The sequence below is a fragment of the Burkholderia sp. LMU1-1-1.1 genome (genome assembly GCF_040675865.1).
In the GTDB taxonomy this organism is placed as follows: Bacteria; Pseudomonadota; Gammaproteobacteria; order Burkholderiales; family Burkholderiaceae_D; genus Rugamonas.
This window is the reverse complement of record NZ_JBEGHG010000045.1, coordinates 69106-89185: the sequence shown is the minus strand read 5'-3', so window position 1 is coordinate 89185 and position 20080 is coordinate 69106. Positions and strand designations below refer to the sequence as shown.

The 20080-nt window shown below is 62.1% G+C and carries 22 protein-coding genes and 1 pseudogene; 10 read left to right on the top strand and 13 right to left on the bottom strand.

The genetic code is table 11. From position 1 onward, the window contains the following. Positions 1–31: 31 nt before the first annotated feature. Complete coding sequence (locus MRBLMU1_RS23955) at positions 32–628, bottom strand: NADPH-dependent F420 reductase (protein ID WP_363506816.1); 597 nt, start codon at positions 626–628, stop codon at positions 32–34. A 115-nt stretch (positions 629–743) separates the two neighbouring features. Here MRBLMU1_RS23955 and MRBLMU1_RS23950 point away from each other — a divergent pair, with 115 nt between their 5' ends. After that, positions 744–1667: a LysR family transcriptional regulator gene (locus MRBLMU1_RS23950; RefSeq protein WP_363506813.1), complete on the top strand. Its 924-nt coding sequence runs from the start codon at positions 744–746 to the stop codon at positions 1665–1667. Here MRBLMU1_RS23950 and MRBLMU1_RS23945 read toward each other — a convergent pair. Then, positions 1664–2287 (bottom strand): OmpW/AlkL family protein, encoded by a 624-nt coding sequence (locus MRBLMU1_RS23945; protein WP_414646112.1) that lies wholly within the window; start codon positions 2285–2287, stop codon positions 1664–1666. The two genes, MRBLMU1_RS23950 and MRBLMU1_RS23945, sit on opposite strands and share 4 nt — an antisense overlap. A gap of 175 nt (positions 2288–2462) precedes the next feature. Here MRBLMU1_RS23945 and MRBLMU1_RS23940 point away from each other — a divergent pair, with 175 nt between their 5' ends. Genes MRBLMU1_RS23940 through MRBLMU1_RS23905 form a run of 8 tightly spaced genes read left to right on the top strand, consistent with a single transcriptional unit; the run spans position 2463 to position 8845 of the window. Then, positions 2463–2966, top strand: coding sequence for a (2Fe-2S)-binding protein (locus MRBLMU1_RS23940; protein ID WP_363506810.1), 504 nt, complete (start codon positions 2463–2465; stop codon positions 2964–2966). Continuing rightward, a complete protein-coding gene (locus tag MRBLMU1_RS23935; RefSeq protein WP_363506807.1) occupies positions 2963–5158 on the top strand; it encodes a xanthine dehydrogenase family protein molybdopterin-binding subunit in 2196 nt (731 codons plus the stop codon). Before MRBLMU1_RS23940 ends, MRBLMU1_RS23935 begins: the two co-directional genes overlap by 4 nt. Positions 5159–5171: 13 nt before the next feature. Continuing rightward, positions 5172–5657, top strand: a complete 486-nt coding sequence (gene soxX, locus MRBLMU1_RS23930) for a sulfur oxidation c-type cytochrome SoxX (protein WP_363506804.1) — start codon at positions 5172–5174, stop codon at positions 5655–5657. Continuing rightward, positions 5654–6106: a SoxY-related AACIE arm protein gene (locus MRBLMU1_RS23925; protein ID WP_363506801.1), complete on the top strand. Its 453-nt coding sequence runs from the start codon at positions 5654–5656 to the stop codon at positions 6104–6106. The genes soxX and MRBLMU1_RS23925 overlap by 4 nt, the downstream gene beginning before the upstream one ends. After that, on the top strand, positions 6106–6432 hold the full coding sequence (soxZ, locus tag MRBLMU1_RS23920) for a thiosulfate oxidation carrier complex protein SoxZ (RefSeq protein WP_363506798.1): 327 nt from the start codon (positions 6106–6108) through the stop codon (positions 6430–6432). Before MRBLMU1_RS23925 ends, soxZ begins: the two co-directional genes overlap by 1 nt. Next, the gene (gene soxA / locus MRBLMU1_RS23915; RefSeq protein WP_363506795.1) at positions 6429–7202 is read left to right on the top strand and encodes a sulfur oxidation c-type cytochrome SoxA; all 774 of its coding nucleotides are present in this window, start codon (positions 6429–6431) and stop codon (positions 7200–7202) included. The genes soxZ and soxA overlap by 4 nt, the downstream gene beginning before the upstream one ends. A gap of 45 nt (positions 7203–7247) precedes the next feature. After that, on the top strand, positions 7248–7571 hold the full coding sequence (locus MRBLMU1_RS23910; RefSeq protein ID WP_363506792.1) for a c-type cytochrome: 324 nt from the start codon (positions 7248–7250) through the stop codon (positions 7569–7571). Then, the gene (locus tag MRBLMU1_RS23905; protein WP_363506789.1) at positions 7568–8845 is read left to right on the top strand and encodes an FCSD flavin-binding domain-containing protein; all 1278 of its coding nucleotides are present in this window, start codon (positions 7568–7570) and stop codon (positions 8843–8845) included. Before MRBLMU1_RS23910 ends, MRBLMU1_RS23905 begins: the two co-directional genes overlap by 4 nt. Positions 8846–8956: 111 nt before the next feature. On the opposite strand, the gene MRBLMU1_RS23900 is transcribed toward MRBLMU1_RS23905, so the two are convergent. Then, positions 8957–9697, bottom strand: a complete 741-nt coding sequence (locus MRBLMU1_RS23900) for a substrate-binding periplasmic protein (protein ID WP_363506787.1) — start codon at positions 9695–9697, stop codon at positions 8957–8959. Between the two features lie 160 nt (positions 9698–9857). On the opposite strand from MRBLMU1_RS23900, the gene MRBLMU1_RS23895 reads away from it, so the two are divergent. Then, positions 9858–10856 (top strand): hypothetical protein, encoded by a 999-nt coding sequence (locus MRBLMU1_RS23895; protein ID WP_363506784.1) that lies wholly within the window; start codon positions 9858–9860, stop codon positions 10854–10856. A gap of 212 nt (positions 10857–11068) precedes the next feature. Here the strand turns inward: MRBLMU1_RS23895 and MRBLMU1_RS23890 are convergent, their stop codons facing one another. The 10 genes and pseudogenes from MRBLMU1_RS23890 to tssI all read right to left on the bottom strand — a co-directional run bounded on the left by MRBLMU1_RS23890 (position 11069) and on the right by tssI (position 19871). Beyond that, the gene (locus MRBLMU1_RS23890) at positions 11069–11236 is read right to left on the bottom strand and encodes a Wadjet anti-phage system protein JetD domain-containing protein (protein ID WP_363506781.1); all 168 of its coding nucleotides are present in this window, start codon (positions 11234–11236) and stop codon (positions 11069–11071) included. Positions 11237–11249: 13 nt separating this feature from the next. Next, positions 11250–11465, bottom strand: coding sequence for a DUF3375 family protein (locus MRBLMU1_RS23885; RefSeq protein WP_363506778.1), 216 nt, complete (start codon positions 11463–11465; stop codon positions 11250–11252). Between the two features lie 71 nt (positions 11466–11536). After that, a complete protein-coding gene (locus MRBLMU1_RS23880; RefSeq protein WP_363506775.1) occupies positions 11537–11878 on the bottom strand; it encodes a nucleotidyltransferase domain-containing protein in 342 nt (113 codons plus the stop codon). Then, positions 11866–12282 (bottom strand): HI0074 family nucleotidyltransferase substrate-binding subunit, encoded by a 417-nt coding sequence (locus MRBLMU1_RS23875; protein WP_363506772.1) that lies wholly within the window; start codon positions 12280–12282, stop codon positions 11866–11868. The genes MRBLMU1_RS23880 and MRBLMU1_RS23875 overlap by 13 nt, the downstream gene beginning before the upstream one ends. Before the next feature lie 57 nt (positions 12283–12339). Then, positions 12340–13140 carry a PoNe immunity protein domain-containing protein gene (locus MRBLMU1_RS23870; protein ID WP_363506769.1) on the bottom strand — a complete coding sequence of 267 codons (801 nt, stop codon included), beginning with the start codon at positions 13138–13140 and terminating at the stop codon, positions 12340–12342. A 54-nt stretch (positions 13141–13194) separates the two neighbouring features. Next, entirely contained in the window at positions 13195–13581 is a 387-nt protein-coding gene (locus MRBLMU1_RS23865; protein WP_363507600.1) for a PoNe immunity protein domain-containing protein, read from the bottom strand. 56 nt (positions 13582–13637) lie between these two features. Continuing rightward, positions 13638–13862: pseudogene (locus MRBLMU1_RS23860) on the bottom strand (hypothetical protein); the annotation flags it as partial. A gap of 367 nt (positions 13863–14229) precedes the next feature. Then, positions 14230–15204, bottom strand: coding sequence for a PoNe immunity protein domain-containing protein (locus tag MRBLMU1_RS23855; RefSeq protein WP_363506766.1), 975 nt, complete (start codon positions 15202–15204; stop codon positions 14230–14232). 9 nt (positions 15205–15213) lie between these two features. Continuing rightward, positions 15214–16809, bottom strand: a complete 1596-nt coding sequence (locus MRBLMU1_RS23850) for a hypothetical protein (RefSeq protein WP_363506763.1) — start codon at positions 16807–16809, stop codon at positions 15214–15216. After that, positions 16806–19871 carry a type VI secretion system tip protein TssI/VgrG gene (gene tssI / locus MRBLMU1_RS23845; RefSeq protein WP_363506760.1) on the bottom strand — a complete coding sequence of 1022 codons (3066 nt, stop codon included), beginning with the start codon at positions 19869–19871 and terminating at the stop codon, positions 16806–16808. The genes MRBLMU1_RS23850 and tssI overlap by 4 nt, the downstream gene beginning before the upstream one ends. Between the last annotated feature and the right edge of the window lie 209 nt (positions 19872–20080).

Sequence of the window (20080 nt, the reverse complement as noted above, 5' to 3'; positions counted from 1 at the left end):
TAAAGGAATGCGCTGTCGTGGTGCGGCAACGTTAGCCGAATTTGACCAGGTTCAGCACCGGCAGCGGGCCGCCGGGGAACTGCGCCAGGCGTCCACCGCCATCGAGGGTGCCCAGGTCGACGCCGGCGAATCCCAGTTGGTCGATCAGCTGGCCGACGGTTTTTTTGGCGTCGGCGTCGTCGCCCGAGTAGAACAGCACGCGGCGTCCGCCCTCCGCTTGCGGATCGCTTTGCAGCAGCGCCGCAGTCAGATGGTTGAAGGCCTTGACCACGCGGGCGCCGGGCAGCAGGTCGGCCAGTACCAGGCTCGATGCGCGGCCGCCCAGGTCCACGGCCTTGAACGACGGCGCTTCGAGCGCGTTGTTGGCGTCGACGACGATGCGGCCGTTCCATGCCGGCAGATTGCGCACCGCCTCGGGGATGCGGCTCCACTGCACGGCTAGGAAGACCACGTCGGCCTTGGCCGCTTCCTCGATGGTGACGGGACGGATGTTCGGCAGTTCCTGGTGCAGCGCCGCCAGCGATTCGGGGCCGCGGCTGTTGGCGATGGTGGCGGCGATGCCGGCTTTGGACAGGTTGCGTGCGATGGCGGAACCGATGGCGCCCGCGCCGATGATGGAGATGTTCATGATGTGTTTCCTTTCGTTGATTGGGTTGCGATGAGTTCAGTATGGCCGCCGTCACTTGCTATGGGTAGTCATAGCTTGGTAGTATCAGCTTCAAGCAAACGTTGAAAGCATCGCTTTGGAAACCCTGTCCAACCTTGAATCCTTCGTCCGCAGCGCGGAATCCTCCAGTTTTTCGGCGGCGGCCCGGCGCCTGGCGCTGACGCCGGCCGCCGTCAGCCGCAACGTGGCGCAGCTGGAGCGCAACCTCGGCGTGCGGCTGTTCCAGCGCACCACGCGCGGCCTGACCCTGACCGAGGCCGGCGAGCGGTTTCTGAATTCCGTCGGCGCGGGGCTGGACGGCATCCAGGGCGCGATCGCGGAGGTGACGGCCAAGGCGGGCGAGCCGGCCGGCGTGCTCAAACTGAGCATGGCGCCGGGTTTCGGCCGCCGGCACGTGCTGCCGCTGATGCCGGCGTTTATGGCGCGCTATCCGGCGTTGACCCTGGACGTCAATGTGGAAAACCGCCGGGTCGATCTGGTGGCCGGCGGCTTCGATGCGGCGATCGGCGGCGGTTTCGATTTGGCGCCGGGCGTGGTGGCGCGGGAGTTGATGCCGGCGCACGGTGTCTTGGTGGCCTCGCCGGCGTATCTGAAGGGACGCAAGCCGCCGGTGACGCCGGCGGACCTGGCGGACCTCGACGCTATCGTCATGCGCTCGCCGCAGAGCGGCCGGGCCAAGTCGTGGGAGATGCGCAATCGCGCCGGCGATGGCATGTCGGCGGTGCTGCGGCCGCGCGTGTTTCTGAACGATCCCGATGCGATCCGCAGCGCGGCCTTGATGGGCATGGGCGTGGCGCTGCTGGTGATGACCGATCTGGGGACGCATTTGGACAGCGGCGAGCTGCGACGCGTGCTGCCCGACTGGTATGTCGATATCGGCGCGATCTCGCTGTACTTCACCAGCCAAAAGCTAATGCCCGCGAAGACGCGGGCATTCGTGGATTTTATGACGGAAGCGTTCCGCGAACAGAAGATGGCGGAACGGTATTCCGCGGTTTAGAATCGGTAACCGACACCCACGCCGATCATCAGCGGATCGACCTTGACGCGGCTGGCCTTGGCGCCGCCGATCATGACGTCGCTGCGGATCTGCGCTTTCTTGACGTCGAAGTTGAGCGACCATTGCTTGTCGATGGCGTAGTCGACGCCCGCCTGCACCACCAGGCCGACGCTGTCGTGTTCCAGGCTGGCCTGCCCGTTAAGCAGGCGCACCTTGGACAGCGTGGTGTAGTTGATGCCGGCACCGACGTAAGGCTTGAGCGGCGCGTCCGGCGTGAAGTGGTACTGCACCAGCAGCGACGGCGGCAGGTGCTTGAAGGTGCCGATGTTGGCGCCGTCCAGATAGACGTCGTGCTTTTGCGGATAGGTCAGCACCAGCTCCGCCGCCAGGTTGGGCGTGAAGAAATAGGAGATGTCGAATTCGGGGATGGTCTTGTCGCTGACGGTGAGGCGGTCCGACGCGCCCACGCCGCCGACCGGGTCCGACTTGTCGGCCGTGTTCAGATTCACGGCGCGCACGCGCACCAGCCATGGCGACTCTTGCGCCACGGCGCTGCCCATTGCGACACCCATGCCCAGGGTGGCCAGTACTGCTGCTGCGATTGCCTTGGTCTTGCTCATTTCACTTCCTCTTTGATGTCGTCGTAAGTAACGCAATCAAGTCTATTGATCTGAAGCATGAAAAACTTTGATCCAAGTCAAGAATGGAAATATTTCGTACATGCTGCAGAGTTAATGTAGTGGGTGTAGTATCACCAGCGGTCTATTCGGGCAACCAAAATCCAGGGAGAAGTGCATGGCTAAATTGAACGTCAACGGCGTGGTACGCGAATTCGAGGCGGAGGACGACACGCCGCTGTTGTGGGTCATACGCGAACAACTGGGGCTGACCGGCACCAAGTACGGCTGCGGCGTGGCGCAATGCGGCGCCTGCACCGTGCATATCGACGGCGAGCCGACGCGCAGCTGCGTGCGGCCCGTGTCCACCGTCACCGCCGAACAAAAGATCACCACCATCGAGGGCTTGTCCAAGGACGGCTCGCACGCGATCCAGAAGGCCTGGGCCGCGCTGGACGTGCCGCAGTGCGGCTTCTGCCAGTCCGGCATGATCATGGCCGCCGCCGCGCTGATACGCGAAAAGCCGAAGGCCACCGACGCCGACATCGATATGGCGATGTCCAATATCTGTCGATGCGGCACCTACAACCGGGTGCGGGCGGCGATCCATGTGGTGGTCAAGGGCGGCGATCCGAAAAACGCGGGCCTCAATATCCAGCACGTGGAAGGAGGCAAGGTATGAGCGGCGCTCCTGTTTTGCCAAGCTCCGCCTCGCGCAGGGGCTTCCTGAAGGGCGCGGCCGCCGGCAGCCTGGTGGTGGCGTTTCATATTCCGTTCGAGGCCGTGGCGCAGGGCGCCCCGGCATCCTCCAAGGGCACGCCCGAGGTGAACGCCTGGGTGGTCGTCAAGTCCGACGACACCATCGTGATCCGCATCGCCCGCTCCGAGATGGGCCAGGGAACCTTGACCGGCCTGGCGCAGCTGGTGGCCGAGGAGCTGGACGCCGACTGGAGCAAAGTCACCACCGAGTATCCGACCCCGGGGCAGAACCTGGCGCGCAAGCGCGTCTGGGGCAGCTTCTCCACCGGCGGCAGCCGTGGCATCCGCGAATCGCACGACCTGGTACGCAAGGGCGGCGCCACCGCGCGCACCTTGTTGGTGCAGGCGGCGGCCGACGCGTGGAAGGTGCCGTCGTCCGAATGCGTGGCAGCCGTCAGCGTGATCACGCACGAGGCGAGCGGACGCTCGATCAGCTACGGCAAGGTGGCGGAGGCGGCGTCGAAGCTGAGCCCTCCGGCCGAAGTCATGCTCAAGGACCCGAAGGACTGGAAGCTGGTCGGCAAGCGCCTGGCGCGCCTCGATACGGTGGACAAGACCACCGGCGCCCAAATCTACGGCATGGACATCAAGATGCCCGGCCTGCTCAACGCCGCCATCAAGGATTGCCCGGTGTTCGGCGGCACCGTCAAGAGCTTCGACGCGGCCGCGATCGAGAAGCGCCCCGGCGTGAAGAAGGTGATCAAGGTCGGCGACAGCGCCGTGGCGGTGGTGGCGGACACCTGGTGGCGCGCCAAGTCGGCTTTGGATGCCTTGCCTATTGAATGGGACAAGGGGCCCAACGCGAATTTGTCGAGCAAGGACGTGGCGGCGACGTTGAAGGCGGCGCTCGACGCGCCCGATGCGGTGGTCGGCAACTCCAACGGCGACGCCAAGGCGGCGATCAAGTCGGCGGCCCGCACCGTCGAAGCGGTGTATTCGTTCCCGTGGCAGAACCACGCGACCATGGAAACCATGAACGCGACGGTGATCTGGACGCCCGAGCGCTGCGAGGTGTGGACGCCGACGCAGAACGGCGAGGCCGCGCTGGCGGCGACGTCCGAAGCGGCGGGCCTGCCGGCGGCCAAGTGCGACGTCTACAAGATGCACCTGGGCGGCGGCTTTGGCCGGCGCGGCGCATCGCACGACTGGGTGACACAGGCGGTGAAGATCGCCAAGGAGATGCCCGGCACCCCGGTCAAGCTGATCTGGACGCGCGAAGAGGACATGCTGCATGGCCGCTACCATCCGATCACGCAGTGCAAGCTGACCGCCGGCCTGGATGCCAAGGGCAATATCACCGGCCTGCACATGCGCATCGCCGGGCAGTCCATCCTCGCTTCGCTCGGCATGGCGATCAAGGATGGCAAGGACCCCGTTGTGTTCCAGGGGCTTAACGCGCCGGGGCCGGAAGCGTCGATCGGTTATTCGTTCCCGAATCTGCTGATCGATCACGCGATGCGCAATCCGCCGGTGCCGGCGGGCTTCTGGCGCGGCGTGAACCTGAACCAGAATACGATTTACCTGGAGTGCTTCCTCGACGAGGTGGCCTTCGCCACCAAGCAGGACCCGCTGGCGCTGCGCCGCAAGCTGATGGTCGAGCATCCCAAGCATCTGGCGGTGCTGAACGCGGTGGCCGAAAAGGCCGGCTGGGGCAAGCCGGCGAAGAAGGGCGTGTATCGCGGCCTGGCGCAGACGATGGGCTTCGGCAGCTACGTTGCCGCATGTGCCGAGGTATCGGTCGACCAGAAGACGGGCAAGGTCAAGATTTTGCGCATCATCGCGGCGACCGATCCGGGTTACGCGGTCAATCCGCAGCAGATCGAGGCGCAGATCGAAGGCTCGTTCGTGTACGGCCTGTCGGCGTCGTTGTACGGCGAGTGCACCTTGAAGGACGGGCAGATGGAGCAGACCAACTTCGACACCTACCAGGTGCTCAAGCTCGACGAGATGCCGAAGGTGGAGTCCATCATCATGCCGTCGGGCGGATTCTGGGGCGGCGTGGGCGAGCCGACCATCGCGGTGGCCGCGCCGGCCGTGCTGAACGCGATCTTCGCCGCCACCGGCAAGCGGATACGCGATCTGCCGTTGAAGAACCATAGTTTGAAGAAGGCGTAAGGAGGGTGGCGGCGTGGCTGCGCGGGTAGGTGGCGGGGACGGGAGCCGGCTGGCGCTGGCGTGCTCCGTCGCCCTCGCCGCATTGGCCTTTGCGCAGCCCGCCGCCGCCGATCCCGGCTATGCGGTCGCCGGCGACGGCATCGCCGCGCCGCTGGCCGGTGCCGTTGCCGGCGACGCGGCACGGGGGCGCGCGCTGGTGGCCAGCCGCCAGGCCAGCCTTTGCCTGTTGTGCCATACCGGTCCGATTCCTGAAGAACGCTTTCAGGGCAATCTGGCGCCCGACCTGCAAGGCGCGGGCCGGCGCTGGAGCGCGGCGCAGCTTCGCTTGCGCATCGTGGACGCCAGCCATTTCAACCCGGTGACGATCATGCCTTCCTATTACAAAACCGATGGCCTGAACCGCGTTGCGCCGGCCTTCCAAGACAAGACGATATTGACCGCGCAGCAGATCGAGGACGTCGTGGCCTGGCTGCTGACGTTAAAGGAGCAAACACCATGAAGCGTCGCGATATGCTGGCCGCCGCCGGAACCGGGCTGGCGATGCTGGCGCTGGTGCGCCCGGCCTTCGCCACCACGGAGGAGATGGCGGCGGCGATCAATGCCTTCACCGGCGGTGCCAAGCCGACCGAAGGCAAGATGACATTCGATATCGCTCAGTTGATCGACAACGGCAACGCGGTGCCGGTGACGATCGCCGTCGACAGCCCGATGAGCGCCGCCGACCATGTCAGCGCGATCGCCATCTTCAACGAGCGCAATCCGCAGACCGACGTGGCGGTGTTCACGCTGGGGCCGCGCGCCGGCAAGGCGCAGGTGTCGACCCGTATTCGGCTGGCCACTTCTCAAAAACTGACGGCAGTGGCGCGCATGAGCGACGGCAGCTACCAGTCCAAATCCGTGAGCGTGATCGTGGCGCTGGCCGCCTGCATAGAAGGGGAGGCTCCCTGATGGCGCGCGCATTGATCCACATGCCGGCGACGGCCAAGCGCGGTGACGTGATCGAGATCCGCGCGCTGATCGGGCATCCGATGGAGACCGGTTACCGCCCCGGCGCGGACGGCCAGCTTATCCCGCGCGACATCATCCGCAAGTTTGTATGCCGCTACAACGGTGAGCAGGTCTTCGGCGCCGAGCTGCATCAGGCGGTTTCCGCCAATCCGTATATCAGCTTCTTCACCGTCGCCACGGAGACGGGGACGCTGGAGTTCACGTGGGAGGGCGATCAGGGTTTCGCCCAGACGGAGAAGATGAATTTGACGGTGGGACCGGCATGAACCGGAGGCTGGGCGGCGCGTTGTGCTGCCTCGCGGGGGCGCTGATGCTGGGCGCGACCAGCGCGGAGGACGCGCGCCGCTCCGGCAGTGAGTTCATGAGCGCGTCCACGCAGGCGATGCAGCGCGACGACACGCTCAATCCCGCCATGCTGTGGATCAGCGGCGGCGAGGCGCAGTGGGGCGCCGCCGCCGGCAAGAGCGGCAAGTCCTGCGCCAGCTGCCATGGCGAGGCGAATCAGAGCATGCGCGGCGTGGCGGCGCGTTACCCGGCTTTTCATGCCGGGAGCAAGGCGACGATCAATCTTGGGCAGCGCATCAATGTGTGCCGCGAACAAAAGCAGCAGGCGCCGGCGTTGCGGGCGGAGAGCGAGGAGTTGCTTGGGTTGGAGGCGTATGTGGCGCTGCAATCGCGCGGCATGCCGGTGGAGCCGCCACAGGATGCGGGGACCAGGGCATCGGCCGCGCGGGGCAAGGAGTTGTATGTGCAGCGCATCGGGCAGTTGAATTTATCGTGCGCGCAGTGCCACGATCAGCGTGCGGGTGGACGTTTGGCCGGCAGCACGATACCGCAGGCGCATGCCGCCGCGTATCCGATCTACCGGCTTGAGTGGCAAGCCATGGGATCGTTGCAGCGGCGCCTGCGCAATTGCATGAGCGGCGTGCGCGCCGAGGTACCGGCGTTCGGCGCGCGGGAGCTGGTGGATCTGGAAGCCTGGCTGGCCGTGCGCGACAAAGGGATGAGGATCGAAACGCCAGGGGTCAGACCGTGACACGTCACCGTGGTTGTTATTTCGCGTTTGCTTATGGGGAGGGCTATGTTCTTTAAAATCTTAACCGTGGCGGGGTTGGCACTGGCCGCCGCCAATTCCGGCGCGACAACCATCTCCCCCGGCGCGCGCCTCGCCGCCAACTGCGCCGCGTGCCACGGCACCAACGGCGACACCAAAAACGCGCCGAATTTCGCAACCCTACCCGGTCTGGCCGGGCAGCCCCGCGAAAATCTGGCCGCCAGCCTGCGCGCCTTCAAATCCGGTGCCCGCCCGTCGACCATCATGACCCAGATCGCCAAGGGCTACACCGACGAACAGATCGAGCTGCTGGCGGCCTTCTTCGCCACGCAGAAGAAAGCGACGCCATGAAACGCCGCCAATTCATCCAGGCCGCCGGCGCCGGCGCCTTGCTGGCATCGGCCACCGGCTGCGCCACCATTGGCGGCAAGGCCAGGCCACAAGTGGTGGTGGTCGGCGGCGGCTACGGCGGCGCCACCGCCGCCCGCTATGTGCGCATGTGGAGCGGAGGGACAATCGACGTCACGCTGATCGAGCCGGATGCCGGTTTCATCTCCTGTCCGTTATCGAATCTGGTGCTCGGCGGATCGCGCGGCATCGCCGACTTGTCGCTGTCGTATGACGCGCTGGCGGGCAAGCATGGTGTGCGCATCCTGCGCGACACGGTAACGGCCATCGACGCGGAAAAACGCACGCTGGCGCTGGCCGGCGGGCAGACGCTGTCCTACGACCGCCTGATCGTGTCGCCTGGCGTGGAGTTCATGTGGGACCAGCTGCCCGGCATGCTGAAGCCCGGCGCGCGCGAGACGGTTCTGCATGCGTGGAAGGCCGGCGCGCAAACGGTAGCGCTGCGCGCGCAGCTGGAGGCGATGCCCGACGGCGGCGTCTTTGCGATGACCATTCCGCCGGCGCCGTATCGCTGTCCCCCGGGGCCGTACGAGCGCGCCTCGCAGATCGCTTTCTACTTCAGCCGCCACAAACCGAAATCGAAGGTGCTGATCCTCGATGCCAATGACGACGTGGTATCCAAGGGGCCGCTGTTCAAGAAGGTGTGGAAGGAGCGGTATGGCGGCATCATCGAATACCGGCCGTCGTTTAGAACCGCCGATATCGATGCGGCTACGCGCACGGCCGTGTCGGAGCTGGGGGATCGGGTGCGGGCGGATGTGCTCAATGTGATACCGCCGCAGCGGGCCGGGACGATCGCGGTGCGGAGTGGCCTGGCCAATGCCAACGGCCGGTGGTGTGGAGTCGATTTCCTGAGTTTTGAATCGACGCAGGCGAAGAATATCCACGTGCTGGGGGATGCGATTCAGGTGTCGCCGTTGATGCCCAAGTCGGCGCATATGGCCAATCAGCATGCGAAGGTGTGCGCGGCGGCGGTGGTGGATTTGCTCAACGGCCGCGCGCCCGATCCGCATCCGATGTTGACCAATACCTGCTATAGCTTTGTGTCGGATACGGATGTGATCCATGTCGCCTCCGTGCATGCGTACAGCGCGGAGCAGAAGACGTTGCTGGTCGTGTCAGGCTCGGGAGGCGTATCGGCGGGACCGAGCGCGCTGGAGGGCGAATATGCGATGAACTGGGCACGGAATATCTGGGCCGATACCTTGGGCGCCTGAACAGGCGGAGCGCCGTAATCGGCCGATGTATGCGTCGTCGGAACGCATGCATGGCCGATTACGCTTCGCTAATCCGCCCTACGTGTCTCCATATGGGATCACATGCCGTGTTCATCGGTATCGTGCCAGGATCTGTTCGACACTGCCGTCCTTGAGCATGGTTTCTATGATGCTGTTGACCTGCTCGAACGGCACCTGTGACTTGCGCGAGAACGCGCATTGCGCCTTGAAGTTGATAAAAACCAGCTCCGGACGTAAATGCAGCGCCGGATATTGGCGCTGCAGGTAGGACATCGTGGTCTCGCCGATGACCGCGTACTGCGTCTTGCCGGCCAAAATCTGCTGGACATTCTGATCGATTGTGAGCGCATCGACACGCTTGAACCCCTTGCCCAGCACCTGCTCGATGCGCGGATAGCGGTATCCCGCCACCGTGCCCACCGGCTTGTTGCGCAAGGCCCGCAGCGAGCCGACCTGCGGCGCGTCGCCCCGCGCGACCACCATCTCGGTGTCCGGCAGCAGCGGCGTGCTCCAGTTATAGTCGCCGTCTATCCAGAACGGCATCACATAGCACATGCCGTCGGCGCGGCCGCTGGACAGCACCTGCTTCACCCCGGGGACGTCGACGCTGATATAGACGGCGCGCCGCCCCAGCCGCCTGGCCATGGCGTCGCCCAGGTCCTTGAGGATGCCGCCCGTCAGGATGCCGTTCTCGAAGCGCACGATCGGCATGGCTTGGTCCAGCGGCGCGATCATGATGTATTCCCCGGGCGCGGCGTGCACGGTGGTCGTGGCGCATAGCGGCAAGATCGTCAGCAACGTGGCCGCTATGCGCAGGGCGGTTTTCAGCATGTCCGGGTATCCTGAATGAGGGTATGCCCCATTATAAGGCGGACAAGCCGCATCAGGACGTGAGTTGGTTTTCCTAGAGGCAAGCGGGCGCTAAGTTTGCCGCGCACGACGTAGACTGAATTTTCCTATCGACCCCATGCGTTTAACCGAGGAGCTCATCATGACCCACACACTGGCAGCCGTATTTGAAACCCGCGCAGAGGCCACCCAGGCTCAGGAAGAACTGATCTTGAATGGTTTCGATCGCGGTAGCATCCAGATCACCGATTCCGGCAGCGCCGCCGGCCGCGCGCGCATCGACGACGACGCGTCGATCCTGGGCAACATCAAGCAGATGTTCAGCGACCTGATCGGCCGGGAGCACGCCGACCGCCACGTCTACGCCGAAGCGTTGAATCGCGGACACACGGTGCTGACCGTCGAATCCGAGGACCTGGACAAGGCCGACCTGGCCGCCGACATTGTCGAAGACTTCAACCCGATCGACATCGACGAGCACGAGACCATGTGGCGCGCCAGCGGCTGGACCGGCGCGGAAATCCTGCGCAGCGGCACCGGCATGCAGCAGACCTCGGTGGGCGCGTCGCAAAGCGCCGTCGAGCCCGCGCTGAAAAGCGCGCCCGAGCCGCACGGCATCCGTCCGCGCGAGGAGGCGGTCGAATTCGTCCGCTCCGAGCAGGGCATGCTGACGCAGGGGTCGCTGCAGCGCGGCGAGGTGATCTCGCCGGACGGCCCGTTCACCGGCGACCCGCTGGCCGAGGGACAGCGCACGCTGCAGCGCAGCGGCATGCGCATCTATCCGCGCGATGTCGAGGCCGGCGCCAACGAGGACAGCCTGAATATCCTGCGCGGCGAGCGTGTGGATGAGCTCGACAGCAAGGCCAACCAGGACAGCCTGAACATCCTGCGTGGCGAGAGCGAAGGCGATGAATATTTCCGCTCGCACTGGGAGAAGACGTACACCGGCGGCACGTATCAGGAGTACAACCCGGCGTATCTGTATGGCGAATCGATGGCCGGCAGCCCGGCGTATCAGGACAAGCCGTGGGAGCATGCCGAGTCGGACCTGCGCACCACCTGGGAGAATACCTATCCGCAGTCGAGCTGGGAGAAGTTCAAGGAGGCCGTGCGGGCCGGGTGGGAGCGTGTGACGCGATAGGCATCATTGGCGGCTGGCGGCTGGCCGTTGGCCGCAAATGAACCACAGATCCACGTAGGGCGGATTAGCGAAGCGTAATCGGCCATGGGTGCGCCGTCAGCGGCTCATAAATGGCCGATTACGGCGTGCCGCCTCTTAAAAGCCTACCGGCTAGGTAGGCTGCCTCTTCGAAGGGCCCCCGGGGCGGATTGCGAATGGATCAACAACACAGGTCATTGCAACCGCGTAACGGCAACGGCTTCTTTCAACGTTGGCCAGGCGATATCCCAACCGATCCGCTCTTGCTCCAAGCGCAGATTTTGCCCCCACGTATTTTTGCGCAGCGCGTTATTGATCCACGGCACCGCCGCCAGCGCCTCAACCGCATAGCCCAGCCCCATGAAAGCCACGGCATCAGGTATATCCTCCAACGCCAGCGAGGCTGCGCCGGTGTTCGAGCTCGCGCGCGATGCGCTCGTGGAAGATCGACGCCGGCAGGCTGCGCTCGCCGTCGTAGAGGTGGGTTTGCATCAGCGCCAGCGCCGCCGGGCCGCTGGGCGCGGCCAGAAGCCGCCACAGCGGTTGCTGGCGCAGGCGGCGGTTGGTAGCGAAGGGGACGTCGGCTTTCATGGCGCTATTTTAAGGCAGGTGGGGGGGATGTGGCGGGGCGGCTGTGCCGCAGACCGGCCTAAGGATTACTTCTACGGCGCGCCGGTGCTCGCTTGGTAGAGCGGGATGCCGTCATCAAGCATTGCTTGTTTAAGGGCTGGGTTAGTGACTTTATGCCAAAGCGAAACATCGAGCCGGAACAGGATGGGCAGGTCGTCCAGCGCCATCCATAGGCTGGAAAACTCCCGGTCCGACATGCCTGGTGCTAGCACCGCGAGGTCTATGTCCGAATGCGGCCTGTAGTGACCGGTCGCACGCGAGCCATAAACCAATACTCGATCGACTTGTGGAAACCGGGCAAAGACATCTCGCAGCGACTCGCGGATCGGTTCACTCAGCCCGAAAGGAAGTGTTCTGTCGGCTACTGTGCCCATGTCTGCACCCTCGCGGCGAGCTCGGAGAAAAGCCGCACGCCATCGACTTTGACGAAGCGATAGACGATCAGCGCCTGGGCTTCGTCATAGGTATGGCTGGTCAGATTGCGCATGCGATGTAACTGGCTCCAACCGTTTCCGTCCACCATCAGCCCCTGCTCGAGCGCCGCCTGCAACGTTTCTTTGGCACTGAGTACGACGATGTCCTGGGTTTCCAGCCAAAGCTTGATCGCCTTCCACGCAAGCTCATACGTGAATTCGAACCGTTGGATGGATGCATCGCGCAGAAACGAGTCTTCAGGTTGGGCCAGTGCTTCTTCCAGGCGCGCCAACGCAGAAAGAAAGTCACGGCTGCGTTCTGCGAGACGGTTGTTCATGGTGGTGTCGGGAAGTTGAGTACCCATTATAGCTCCCTGGTCTGGACAAGGAGATCGTCTTGCCGGCCATGCTTTTTTTGAGGCTTATTTGGGGCGTGGGATTTTGCGCGCGTAATCGACCAAGTCTTTGGGATATACCATCTCGTCACGGTAGCTGGAGTCATCGATGTCGTAGAGGTAGGTAAAGGCGCCCGCGCACATGGCCCAATAGCCGAGATAGGACGTGTATTCAGGCACTATTTTTTCGTGTTTCCCCCAAAAATGCGCGACGCCTTTCATGTCCTTGTACCAGTTTTTGACGTATAGCTGCATCTCCCCGGCCATATCTTCCGGAGTCTCGCTGTCGATGGCATCCAGCAGTTTTCGATAAGGCTTATCCCAAAGCCAATCATCTAACTGTGGCCTGTCAGGAATGTAAAATTTCAGTAATTCTTCCAAGACAGCGTCGGTCCCGTCGAAGTCTGTTCCTTCATTCAGTCCATGAATTCGAGGTATCAGATCTTCCCGACGCAGTAGGACTGCGGCGCAGAGCAAATTTAGATAATCGACGTAAGTATCGATGGTCTCGCTCATGAGAAACGGAGGATAGTATTGATCGTCTGGCATATCGTTCGCCGCAGCCACATAAGCTTCAAATGCACTGACGATCTCATCCAAAGAATTGGCTAGGAGAGTGAGTGTTTCGCCTGCAGTATATTTGAGTTTAAAAATGGTCCATAAGTTGTCAGCGATGAGCAGCAAGGTCGTCTTTCGGCCTCGTTTCGTGAGATCTTCTTCCAATGCCTCAATATTCAAGGAATTTTGCGTGTTAATATGAGAGAGCGTATTTTTATAGCTGAGATCGCACAGATAAATCTGGCGGTGGCGCATGGAGATATTTGACATGATATTGTGCCTAGCGACTAATGCCTTGATTGCTTGGACGCCTCATCGATTTTCTCAAGGTCCGATCCACTGCCAAGTCGTCAGGCCGTACTGTGCATCCGGGAAGTCTGGCATGACTGTACCTGCGGCGAAGTGCGCTTGGCTGTCCGTTTTTGCCGGCGTGAACCATAGGCCGGACTTCGGACAGGGTTCCCCACCTGTTACGCGCAACGGCTTGCTCATCGTCTCTTGAGAATCGTAGCGTGGGATGCTGCGTGCGTAATCGACCAGGTCTCTGGGATACACTGTCTCGTTACGGTAGGCCGAGTCGTCGATGTCGTAGAGGTAGGTGAATGCCGCCGCACACATCGCCCAGTAGCCGTCGTAGGGCGTGAACTTTGGCTTGATTTTTTCATGCTGCCCCCCCGGAAGTGGGCCTGCCCCTTCATATCGGTATACCAGTTTTTCACGTAACGCTTCATTTCGGTTCGCATCTCTTCTGGCGTGTCGCTGTCGATAGCGTCGAGCAGTTTGCGGTATGGCTTATCCCATAGCCAGTGATCCAATTCAGGACGATCTGGCAGGAAAAACTTGAATAGTTCCTCTAGCACTGCATCGACTCCGTCAAAATCTGTTCCTTCATTTAGCGCACAGATTCTTTCTATCAAGTCCTCACGTCGCAATAGGATGGCGACAGAAACGATGTTCAAGTACCGAACATATGTGTCTATCAGATCGTTCATGATGAACGGCGGATGGTATTGGCTGTCCGGCAGCTCGTCCAACGCTTCGACGTAGAGTTCGTAAGAAGCGACTACATGGTCAAGCGAGTTGGCCAGTTCCGTGAGATTTTCGCCGGCGGTATATTTCAGCTTGAAGATGACCCAACTGTCAAACGCCCTTGCTCGCAGATTTCTACATAGATCCTCTTGGGATAAGCCGGGACCTAAGGGCCGACCGGTTTCAACCTCGAGCTGGGCAATCGTGCTGCCGCAGCTCTCTTCATCTAGAAAGACTTGGCGCCGCCTATTTCTGAATTCTGGATTTTTCATTGGCGGAGCCTTGTTTCGGGGCAGGACTGGTCTTCCTCTAAAAGTTTAGTGCCCGCCTTTAATTGGACAGCCACTGCCAAATAGTAAGACCGTATTGCGCATCCGGGAAGTCCGGCATGATTGTCCCTGCGGCGAAGTGCGCTTGGCTGTCCGCTTTTGCTGGCGAAAACCATAGACCTGACTTGGGACACGGTTCGCCACCCGCTACGCGCAATGGTTTGGTCATCGTTTGTTGTGCCTCGTCGTTGCGCGGAATGCTCCGGGCATAATCGACCAGGTCTTTGGGATACACCGTTTCATCACGGTAGGAAGAGTCATCTATGTTGTAGAGATAGGTGAATGCCGCCGCGCACATGGCCCAGTAGCCGTAGTAAGGGGTATAGTCAGGTTTGATCTGCTGATGTTTCCCCCAGAAGTGGGCAATACCTCGGACGTCCGCATACCACGTTTTTACGTAGCTCTTCATGTTTTTTGCCATTTCCGCCGGAGTGTCGCTGTCGATGGCACTAAGCAGTTTGCGATACGGTTTATCCCATAGCCAATAGTCTAAGGTGGGACGATCTGGTAGGAAAAACTTGAGCAATTCTTCCAACACTGCATCAGTCTCGTCAAAGTCAGTCCCCTCGTTCAATGCGCATATTCTTCCTATCAGATCCTCGCGGCGCAACAAAATGGCGGAGCAAAGAAGATTTAGATAGTCCACATATGTGTCGAACATGTCATTCATAACGAATGGCGGGTGATATTTATCGTCCGGAAGCTCATCGAGAGCCTCGACATATTCCTCGTAGGCGGCAACGATCTTGTCGAGCGAATCAGCTAATTCGGTTAGGCTTTCCCCAGCGGTATATTTCAACCGGAAAATGACCCAGTGATCAAAAGCATTCATTTCACGATTAACACATATGTCCTCTTGAGAAAGCCCAGCAGTGGTGGAAACCGCATTTTCAGATTCGATTTGAGCGATAGTGTTGCGATAGCTTTCTTCGTCCAAGTAAATTTGACGGCGTTTATTTCTAAAGTCTGAATTCATGCGATTATCCTATTTTTTTGGTTTCTTGCTGGGCTTGGAGCGAGATGGTCTTCCACCAATTTTGTATTGTGCTTCGGCAGCGTCCAAATCTGCTTCGTTGAATTCCCGCTGTACGTCATGCTGGCTATGGTCTTTCGCATACTTCTGTGCTTGCACTGGCTTGCTCACGAGCCCTTCGCTTACTATTTTTTCCAAGGCCACCATGTGTTCGGCTGCCTGAATCGGAGACACCAGAAAGACATGCCTAGAATAGTTAATTCCGAGCGTAAGCATTTTATTTCGATATTTTGGGAAGCTCTGCTTAATTCTGTCGGAAATCCAAGTCCGACTCATCTGCATAACCATGCCTGGTTTCGGGCCGCCGCCTACTGCAGTTTTCGGTTTTTTCGCTCCGATGACGGCCTTTGGTGCTCGACCGGTTGCCCCGGCTACGGTTTCCGTCGAACCTTTAGCCTCACCTAATAACTTTAGTAGCTTTGCAGCTGGACTCATATTGGCCTTTGCTTCGACGACGGCAAACTGATGTGGCCTTGGGCGATTGGTCAGCCATAACGAATCTATCCCGTTCGCAAGCACATGTACGCTAGGTGTACAGAGATAGAGCGGCACCTCGTCGTCATTCAATTTCTTGAATTCGCTTTGCCAACCGGCGGTTTTCTTGCCAGGGCCGCCAATCATGTCATGCCGGTTCCAGCTAGGTCCCCAGCCTTTCTGCTCGATAACATAGTGGTCAACAATATGCTCGCCCAGCAATCCTTTAGCGGCCTTCTCCAATCCCTCGTAGGTCTGAAAAGCCGTGCGCTGCACCACGCTAGCAATTTTACCGGTGGTCGTGCGTCCATTGAGGCGCGGCTTATCGGCCACCCGTAAATGGCTATTGGCGCTGGTGCCCCTGGCTCCCCTCGCTCCCGCACTCTGATGCCCACCCCGCGGAATACTGCCAGCATTGCTGGCCACCGTCATCACCACCGCCGCCGCATGCTCCCCCAGCAGATCGGTGATAAACGCCTTGATATACCCCGACGCCTCCCGTATCGGCCCGGCCAGTTGCCCGCGCATTTTCTTGATCCCCGGCGAAACGTCGCGAGCCAATTGTTCCAGATGGTCCGGGCACCACCAATGTCCCTGCGCGATATAGTCGAGCAGCGCGATGCAGCTCTCCAGCGCCATGTTCGCCTGCACGATCGCCGCCTGCGTGTTGCCGGCCCAGTCCAGCGCCTTCACCCACGCCAGCGCGCCGCCTTTTTTCTTCGACAGCATGCGCTCGATCATCGCCACGCCGCTGTTGACCGCGCCCTTGAGCGCCTTGCGTTCCTTGTACAGTGGTTTGAACACGGTCTTGAACGCGCTGCCCACCTCCGGCACCACGCCGAAGGCGGCAAAGCCCAGATAAATCTTTTGATCGATCGTCGCCTTCGCGAAGCCGCCTTGCTTGTTGATCCGGTACAGGCTGCCCGAAACATCGCGCACGTCCATCACCTGGTCGACCACGGGGATCAACGAGATCAGGCCGCCGATGATCTGGGCCGATACCATCTGGTCCTCGTTGAAGTCGCCCATGATCAGGTCTTCGAGGAATTTCATGCAATCGTCGACGAGACTCATACCCACCCCTGACTTTGCTCGCGCAATTTGCGTTCGCGTTCCATCTCCGCGTCCATCGCGGCCTTGAAGTCCGGCTTTTTATACTCCGGCGTTTCTTCCTCGGGCGGTTTCCACGGACGCGGATCGTCGCCATACTCGACCACATACTCTCCCGGCGGCGTGCCGGTCAGCAGGGCGTGTCCCTTTTCATCGAGCTTGCCTTCGCGCACGGTGCCATTTTCGAAGGTGACCTTGTAGGCGGCGCCCGGAATGGGCGCCAGGTCGTCGTAATGGAACAGGATCTCGATCGAGTTATCAAGATTGGCCGCCTGCGGCAAGGCCGGCAGCGTCGGGGACGCGCTCATCGGCCCCGTCAACTCCTTCATGCTGGCCTTGAACTCGATCTTGCCCGGCCCGTGCAGTTCGATGTTGCCGCCCTCAAGCTTGAGATGCGCGCCTTGCGCGGTCAGCCGCACATGCTGCTTGCCGGCGATGGTGATGCCCTTGGCGGTGCTGGTGACCGTGAGCGCTTTGTCGGCCGTGAGCCTGGTCTCGTCGGCCTGGCTCTGGCTGCTGACCTTGCCGCTGGCCGCGTGCAGGCGAATGCCGATCTCCTGATTGGGTTTCTGCGCGTTGGTCGCCTTGCCGTAGGTGAAGAATTTGATGCCTTCCTTCACGCTCGCGTAGCTGTTGCGCTGTGACGCGAGATTGATATCGTGGCCGGCGGTCAAGCTCGTGCCGGCGGCGCCAAGCACCGCGTTGGCCGGCGTGTTCGCCGCGATGCCGGCAGGCGAACTCAATTGCAGATGCGGCTCGCTATACGCCGTCACGTCCGACTCCACCGCGCCCAACACCTCCATGCTGCGCTTGAGCTGGGCGATGGCGGGCAGCGGCTCGGCCGGCCCCGGCGCGGGCGCCTTGCCGCCGACCGTCAGCGTGCTGTGCTTCTGCGCCATCTCGTCGAGGTCGGTTTGCAGCTGCACGCTTTCCTCCAGCTGCGTGATGGCTTCCTTCGAATCCATCTGGCTGCCGGTGGCGCTGCCGCGTGCGTCGGTCGACAGCAGCAAGCCCTTGCCGGCGCGCACGGCGATGCTGTGCTCGGTCTTGAGCTCGGCGCCGAAGCCGGCCGCCTTCAGGCGCTGGTTGTCGCTCTGGTGCAGCAGGTGGCCGAGGTTCAGTTCGGCCGTGCCCTGGTGCGCGGTGGCGTGCCGCTGCAGACCCAGGCGCGACTGGCCTGGGCTGTCATCGAACACCAGCTGGTTGTAGGCGCCGCTGCCGCCCTGGCTCGACTGGATCGCCTGCGTCTTGATGCCCGACAGCGCCGCCGGATGTGCGTGTCCGCCGGCCTGGCCGGGGAACCACGCGGGCGCGTTGCCGGTCGCTACGCCGGCGCCGCCGGCCACCTGATTGTGCTGGGCGTCGGCTTGGCCGCGCCCGTTGTACACGGTGCCGAGCACCACCGGACGGTCGATGTTACCTTCCAGGAAATCGATCAGCACTTCCTGCCCGATGCGGGGCAGGGCGCTGCTGCCCCAGTTGGCGCCGGCCACCGGCGCCATCGGCGTGGCCACGCGCACCCAGGTGCCGGCTTGGTCGTCGCCGGGTGCGCCGGTGTGGCCGTCGGGCATCGGATGTTGAAGGCGGCTGTGACTTTGCGCCCCGCGCTGCCAGTGGAACTGCACTTTCACACGATGGTCGCGGTCGGTGTGGATCGGCGCGCCGGGCGGGCCGACCACGATGGCGGTTTGCTGCCCATGAATGGTCGGGCGCGGATGAAGCAGCTGGCCGTGCGCGTCCGTACCGCTGGAGCGGTAAGGAATGTTGCTGCGGATCGCGTCGATGCGGACGCGGTACAAAGGCCGCTCGCCCATGGCCTTGCCCACCGCGTGCAGGCTGGTCTTCTCCTCCTTGCCGATCAGCGCGTCGAGCAGGCCTTCGCCGAGCCGCTGCATCAGGCTCGACTTCAGGTCGGCATTGAGATTGTTATGCATCAGATGCACGGTGCGCACCACCAGGAAGCTGCGCTCGTCGTCGCTGCCGGCCAGGTCGAACTGGGCCTGGCCGGTGAGGGCGAACGTGGTGCCGGGCGCGAGAGTGCGCACGGTGCCGGCACCGACGTGGATTTCCTTGCTGGCTTCGAAGGCCTGCAACTGGTTGTCGGCGATGCGCTGGCCTTGCTCGCGCGACTGGTAGGCGTAGGCGCCGGGCGCGTCGCGGCTGACCAGCGGAGATCCGTCGCCGCCGTCCGCGCTGGCGGCGCCAACAGGGCGGGTATCGAGCGAGCGGTAGTCCCAGCTGCTCAGTTCGATGGCGTTGGTTTGCAGGCGCAGCTCGATGCGCCAGCGATCCAGCGTGTCCTCCCGCATGGTCGCGCCGGGCTGGCTGAAGGCGACGCTGGCCTGCGCGTTGGGCTTGAAGCTGCCGTTGTGGTCGGCGATGACCATGGTGTGGCTGCCCAGGCCGGGGCTGGCGGCGTCGCCGCTATGCTCGAAATAGTGGAACAGGCCTTCCTCGTGCATCAGGCGCTGGGCGAAGGCAAGGTCGCTTTCCTGGTATTGGGTGGTGATGCTGCGCTTGGGATAGACGGCGCGGTCGAGGATGTCGAAGCGCCACGCCGGCGCCAGCTTGCCCTGGCCCTGGTAGGCGCCGAAAAGGGTGTCGAGGATGTCGAACACCGTCATGTCCTGGAAGATGCGGCTGTCGCGGCCGCGCGCGAGGAAGGCGGTCCACGGTTCGACGGTGAGGTTGTAACGGGCGAAGCCGCCGTTGGCGCCGGCCATGTCGATGGCGGTGACGTGGCCGTGGAACGGTCGCAACTGGTCGCGGCTGGCGGCCGTCATCAACTCCAGCAGCACCGGCTGGCCGATCAGCGACTTGAGCGGAATGGCGGCGTCGGTCGAGAGCGCGGCGATCTTGAAGTTGAAGCCGGTGCCGATGCCTTCCTCGCCGCGCACGCACTCCGCCAGCAGCACATCGGCGCCAAGCGGTGTCGTCAGCTTGAGTAGCCGCGTGCCTTGCGAGAAACCGGCGAGCAAAGCGAGCGGGTCGGAATCGCCTGACTGTGATGGAATCGTTTCTGACATGTGAGTCACACTCCGATGCATGGCGCTGGGAAACAGCGACTGACGTGATGCAATCCAAGCAAGATTACACCTTAGAATTTGCAACTTTACAAGTATGAATTGAATCGTGCTCAGCTGTACCGGGGCGGAAAATCGGTCCGGCCGGGCTTGATAAGGGGCATTCCGGTGAGCGAACAGGATCGTTCACCGGAATGCTCCACACGAGCGTG

Excerpts from the sequence above, each read along its gene's own strand:
- MRBLMU1_RS23850 (WP_363506763.1), bottom strand. The coding sequence starts at position 16,809 with ATGAGTCTCGTCGACGATTGCATGAAATTCCTCGAAGACCTGATCATG.
- MRBLMU1_RS23875 (WP_363506772.1), bottom strand. The coding sequence starts at position 12,282 with ATGGGTACTCAACTTCCCGACACCACCATGAACAACCGTCTCGCAGAA.
- MRBLMU1_RS23890 (WP_363506781.1), bottom strand. The coding sequence starts at position 11,236 with ATGGGGCTGGGCTATGCGGTTGAGGCGCTGGCGGCGGTGCCGTGGATC.
- MRBLMU1_RS23925 (WP_363506801.1), top strand. The coding sequence starts at position 5,654 with ATGAAGCGTCGCGATATGCTGGCCGCCGCCGGAACCGGGCTGGCGATG.
- MRBLMU1_RS23895 (WP_363506784.1), top strand. The coding sequence starts at position 9,858 with ATGACCCACACACTGGCAGCCGTATTTGAAACCCGCGCAGAGGCCACC.
- MRBLMU1_RS23905 (WP_363506789.1), top strand. The coding sequence starts at position 7,568 with ATGAAACGCCGCCAATTCATCCAGGCCGCCGGCGCCGGCGCCTTGCTG.
- MRBLMU1_RS23880 (WP_363506775.1), bottom strand. The coding sequence starts at position 11,878 with ATGGGCACAGTAGCCGACAGAACACTTCCTTTCGGGCTGAGTGAACCG.
- MRBLMU1_RS23900 (WP_363506787.1), bottom strand. The coding sequence starts at position 9,697 with ATGCTGAAAACCGCCCTGCGCATAGCGGCCACGTTGCTGACGATCTTG.
- MRBLMU1_RS23870 (WP_363506769.1), bottom strand. The coding sequence starts at position 13,140 with ATGTCAAATATCTCCATGCGCCACCGCCAGATTTATCTGTGCGATCTC.
- MRBLMU1_RS23910 (WP_363506792.1), top strand. The coding sequence starts at position 7,248 with ATGTTCTTTAAAATCTTAACCGTGGCGGGGTTGGCACTGGCCGCCGCC.
- MRBLMU1_RS23955 (WP_363506816.1), bottom strand. The coding sequence starts at position 628 with ATGAACATCTCCATCATCGGCGCGGGCGCCATCGGTTCCGCCATCGCA.
- soxA (WP_363506795.1), top strand. The coding sequence starts at position 6,429 with ATGAACCGGAGGCTGGGCGGCGCGTTGTGCTGCCTCGCGGGGGCGCTG.
- MRBLMU1_RS23885 (WP_363506778.1), bottom strand. The coding sequence starts at position 11,465 with ATGAAAGCCGACGTCCCCTTCGCTACCAACCGCCGCCTGCGCCAGCAA.
- MRBLMU1_RS23935 (WP_363506807.1), top strand. The coding sequence starts at position 2,963 with ATGAGCGGCGCTCCTGTTTTGCCAAGCTCCGCCTCGCGCAGGGGCTTC.
- soxZ (WP_363506798.1), top strand. The coding sequence starts at position 6,106 with ATGGCGCGCGCATTGATCCACATGCCGGCGACGGCCAAGCGCGGTGAC.
- MRBLMU1_RS23945 (WP_414646112.1), bottom strand. The coding sequence starts at position 2,287 with ATGAGCAAGACCAAGGCAATCGCAGCAGCAGTACTGGCCACCCTGGGC.
- MRBLMU1_RS23940 (WP_363506810.1), top strand. The coding sequence starts at position 2,463 with ATGGCTAAATTGAACGTCAACGGCGTGGTACGCGAATTCGAGGCGGAG.
- tssI (WP_363506760.1), bottom strand. The coding sequence starts at position 19,871 with ATGTCAGAAACGATTCCATCACAGTCAGGCGATTCCGACCCGCTCGCT.
- MRBLMU1_RS23855 (WP_363506766.1), bottom strand. The coding sequence starts at position 15,204 with ATGAATTCAGACTTTAGAAATAAACGCCGTCAAATTTACTTGGACGAA.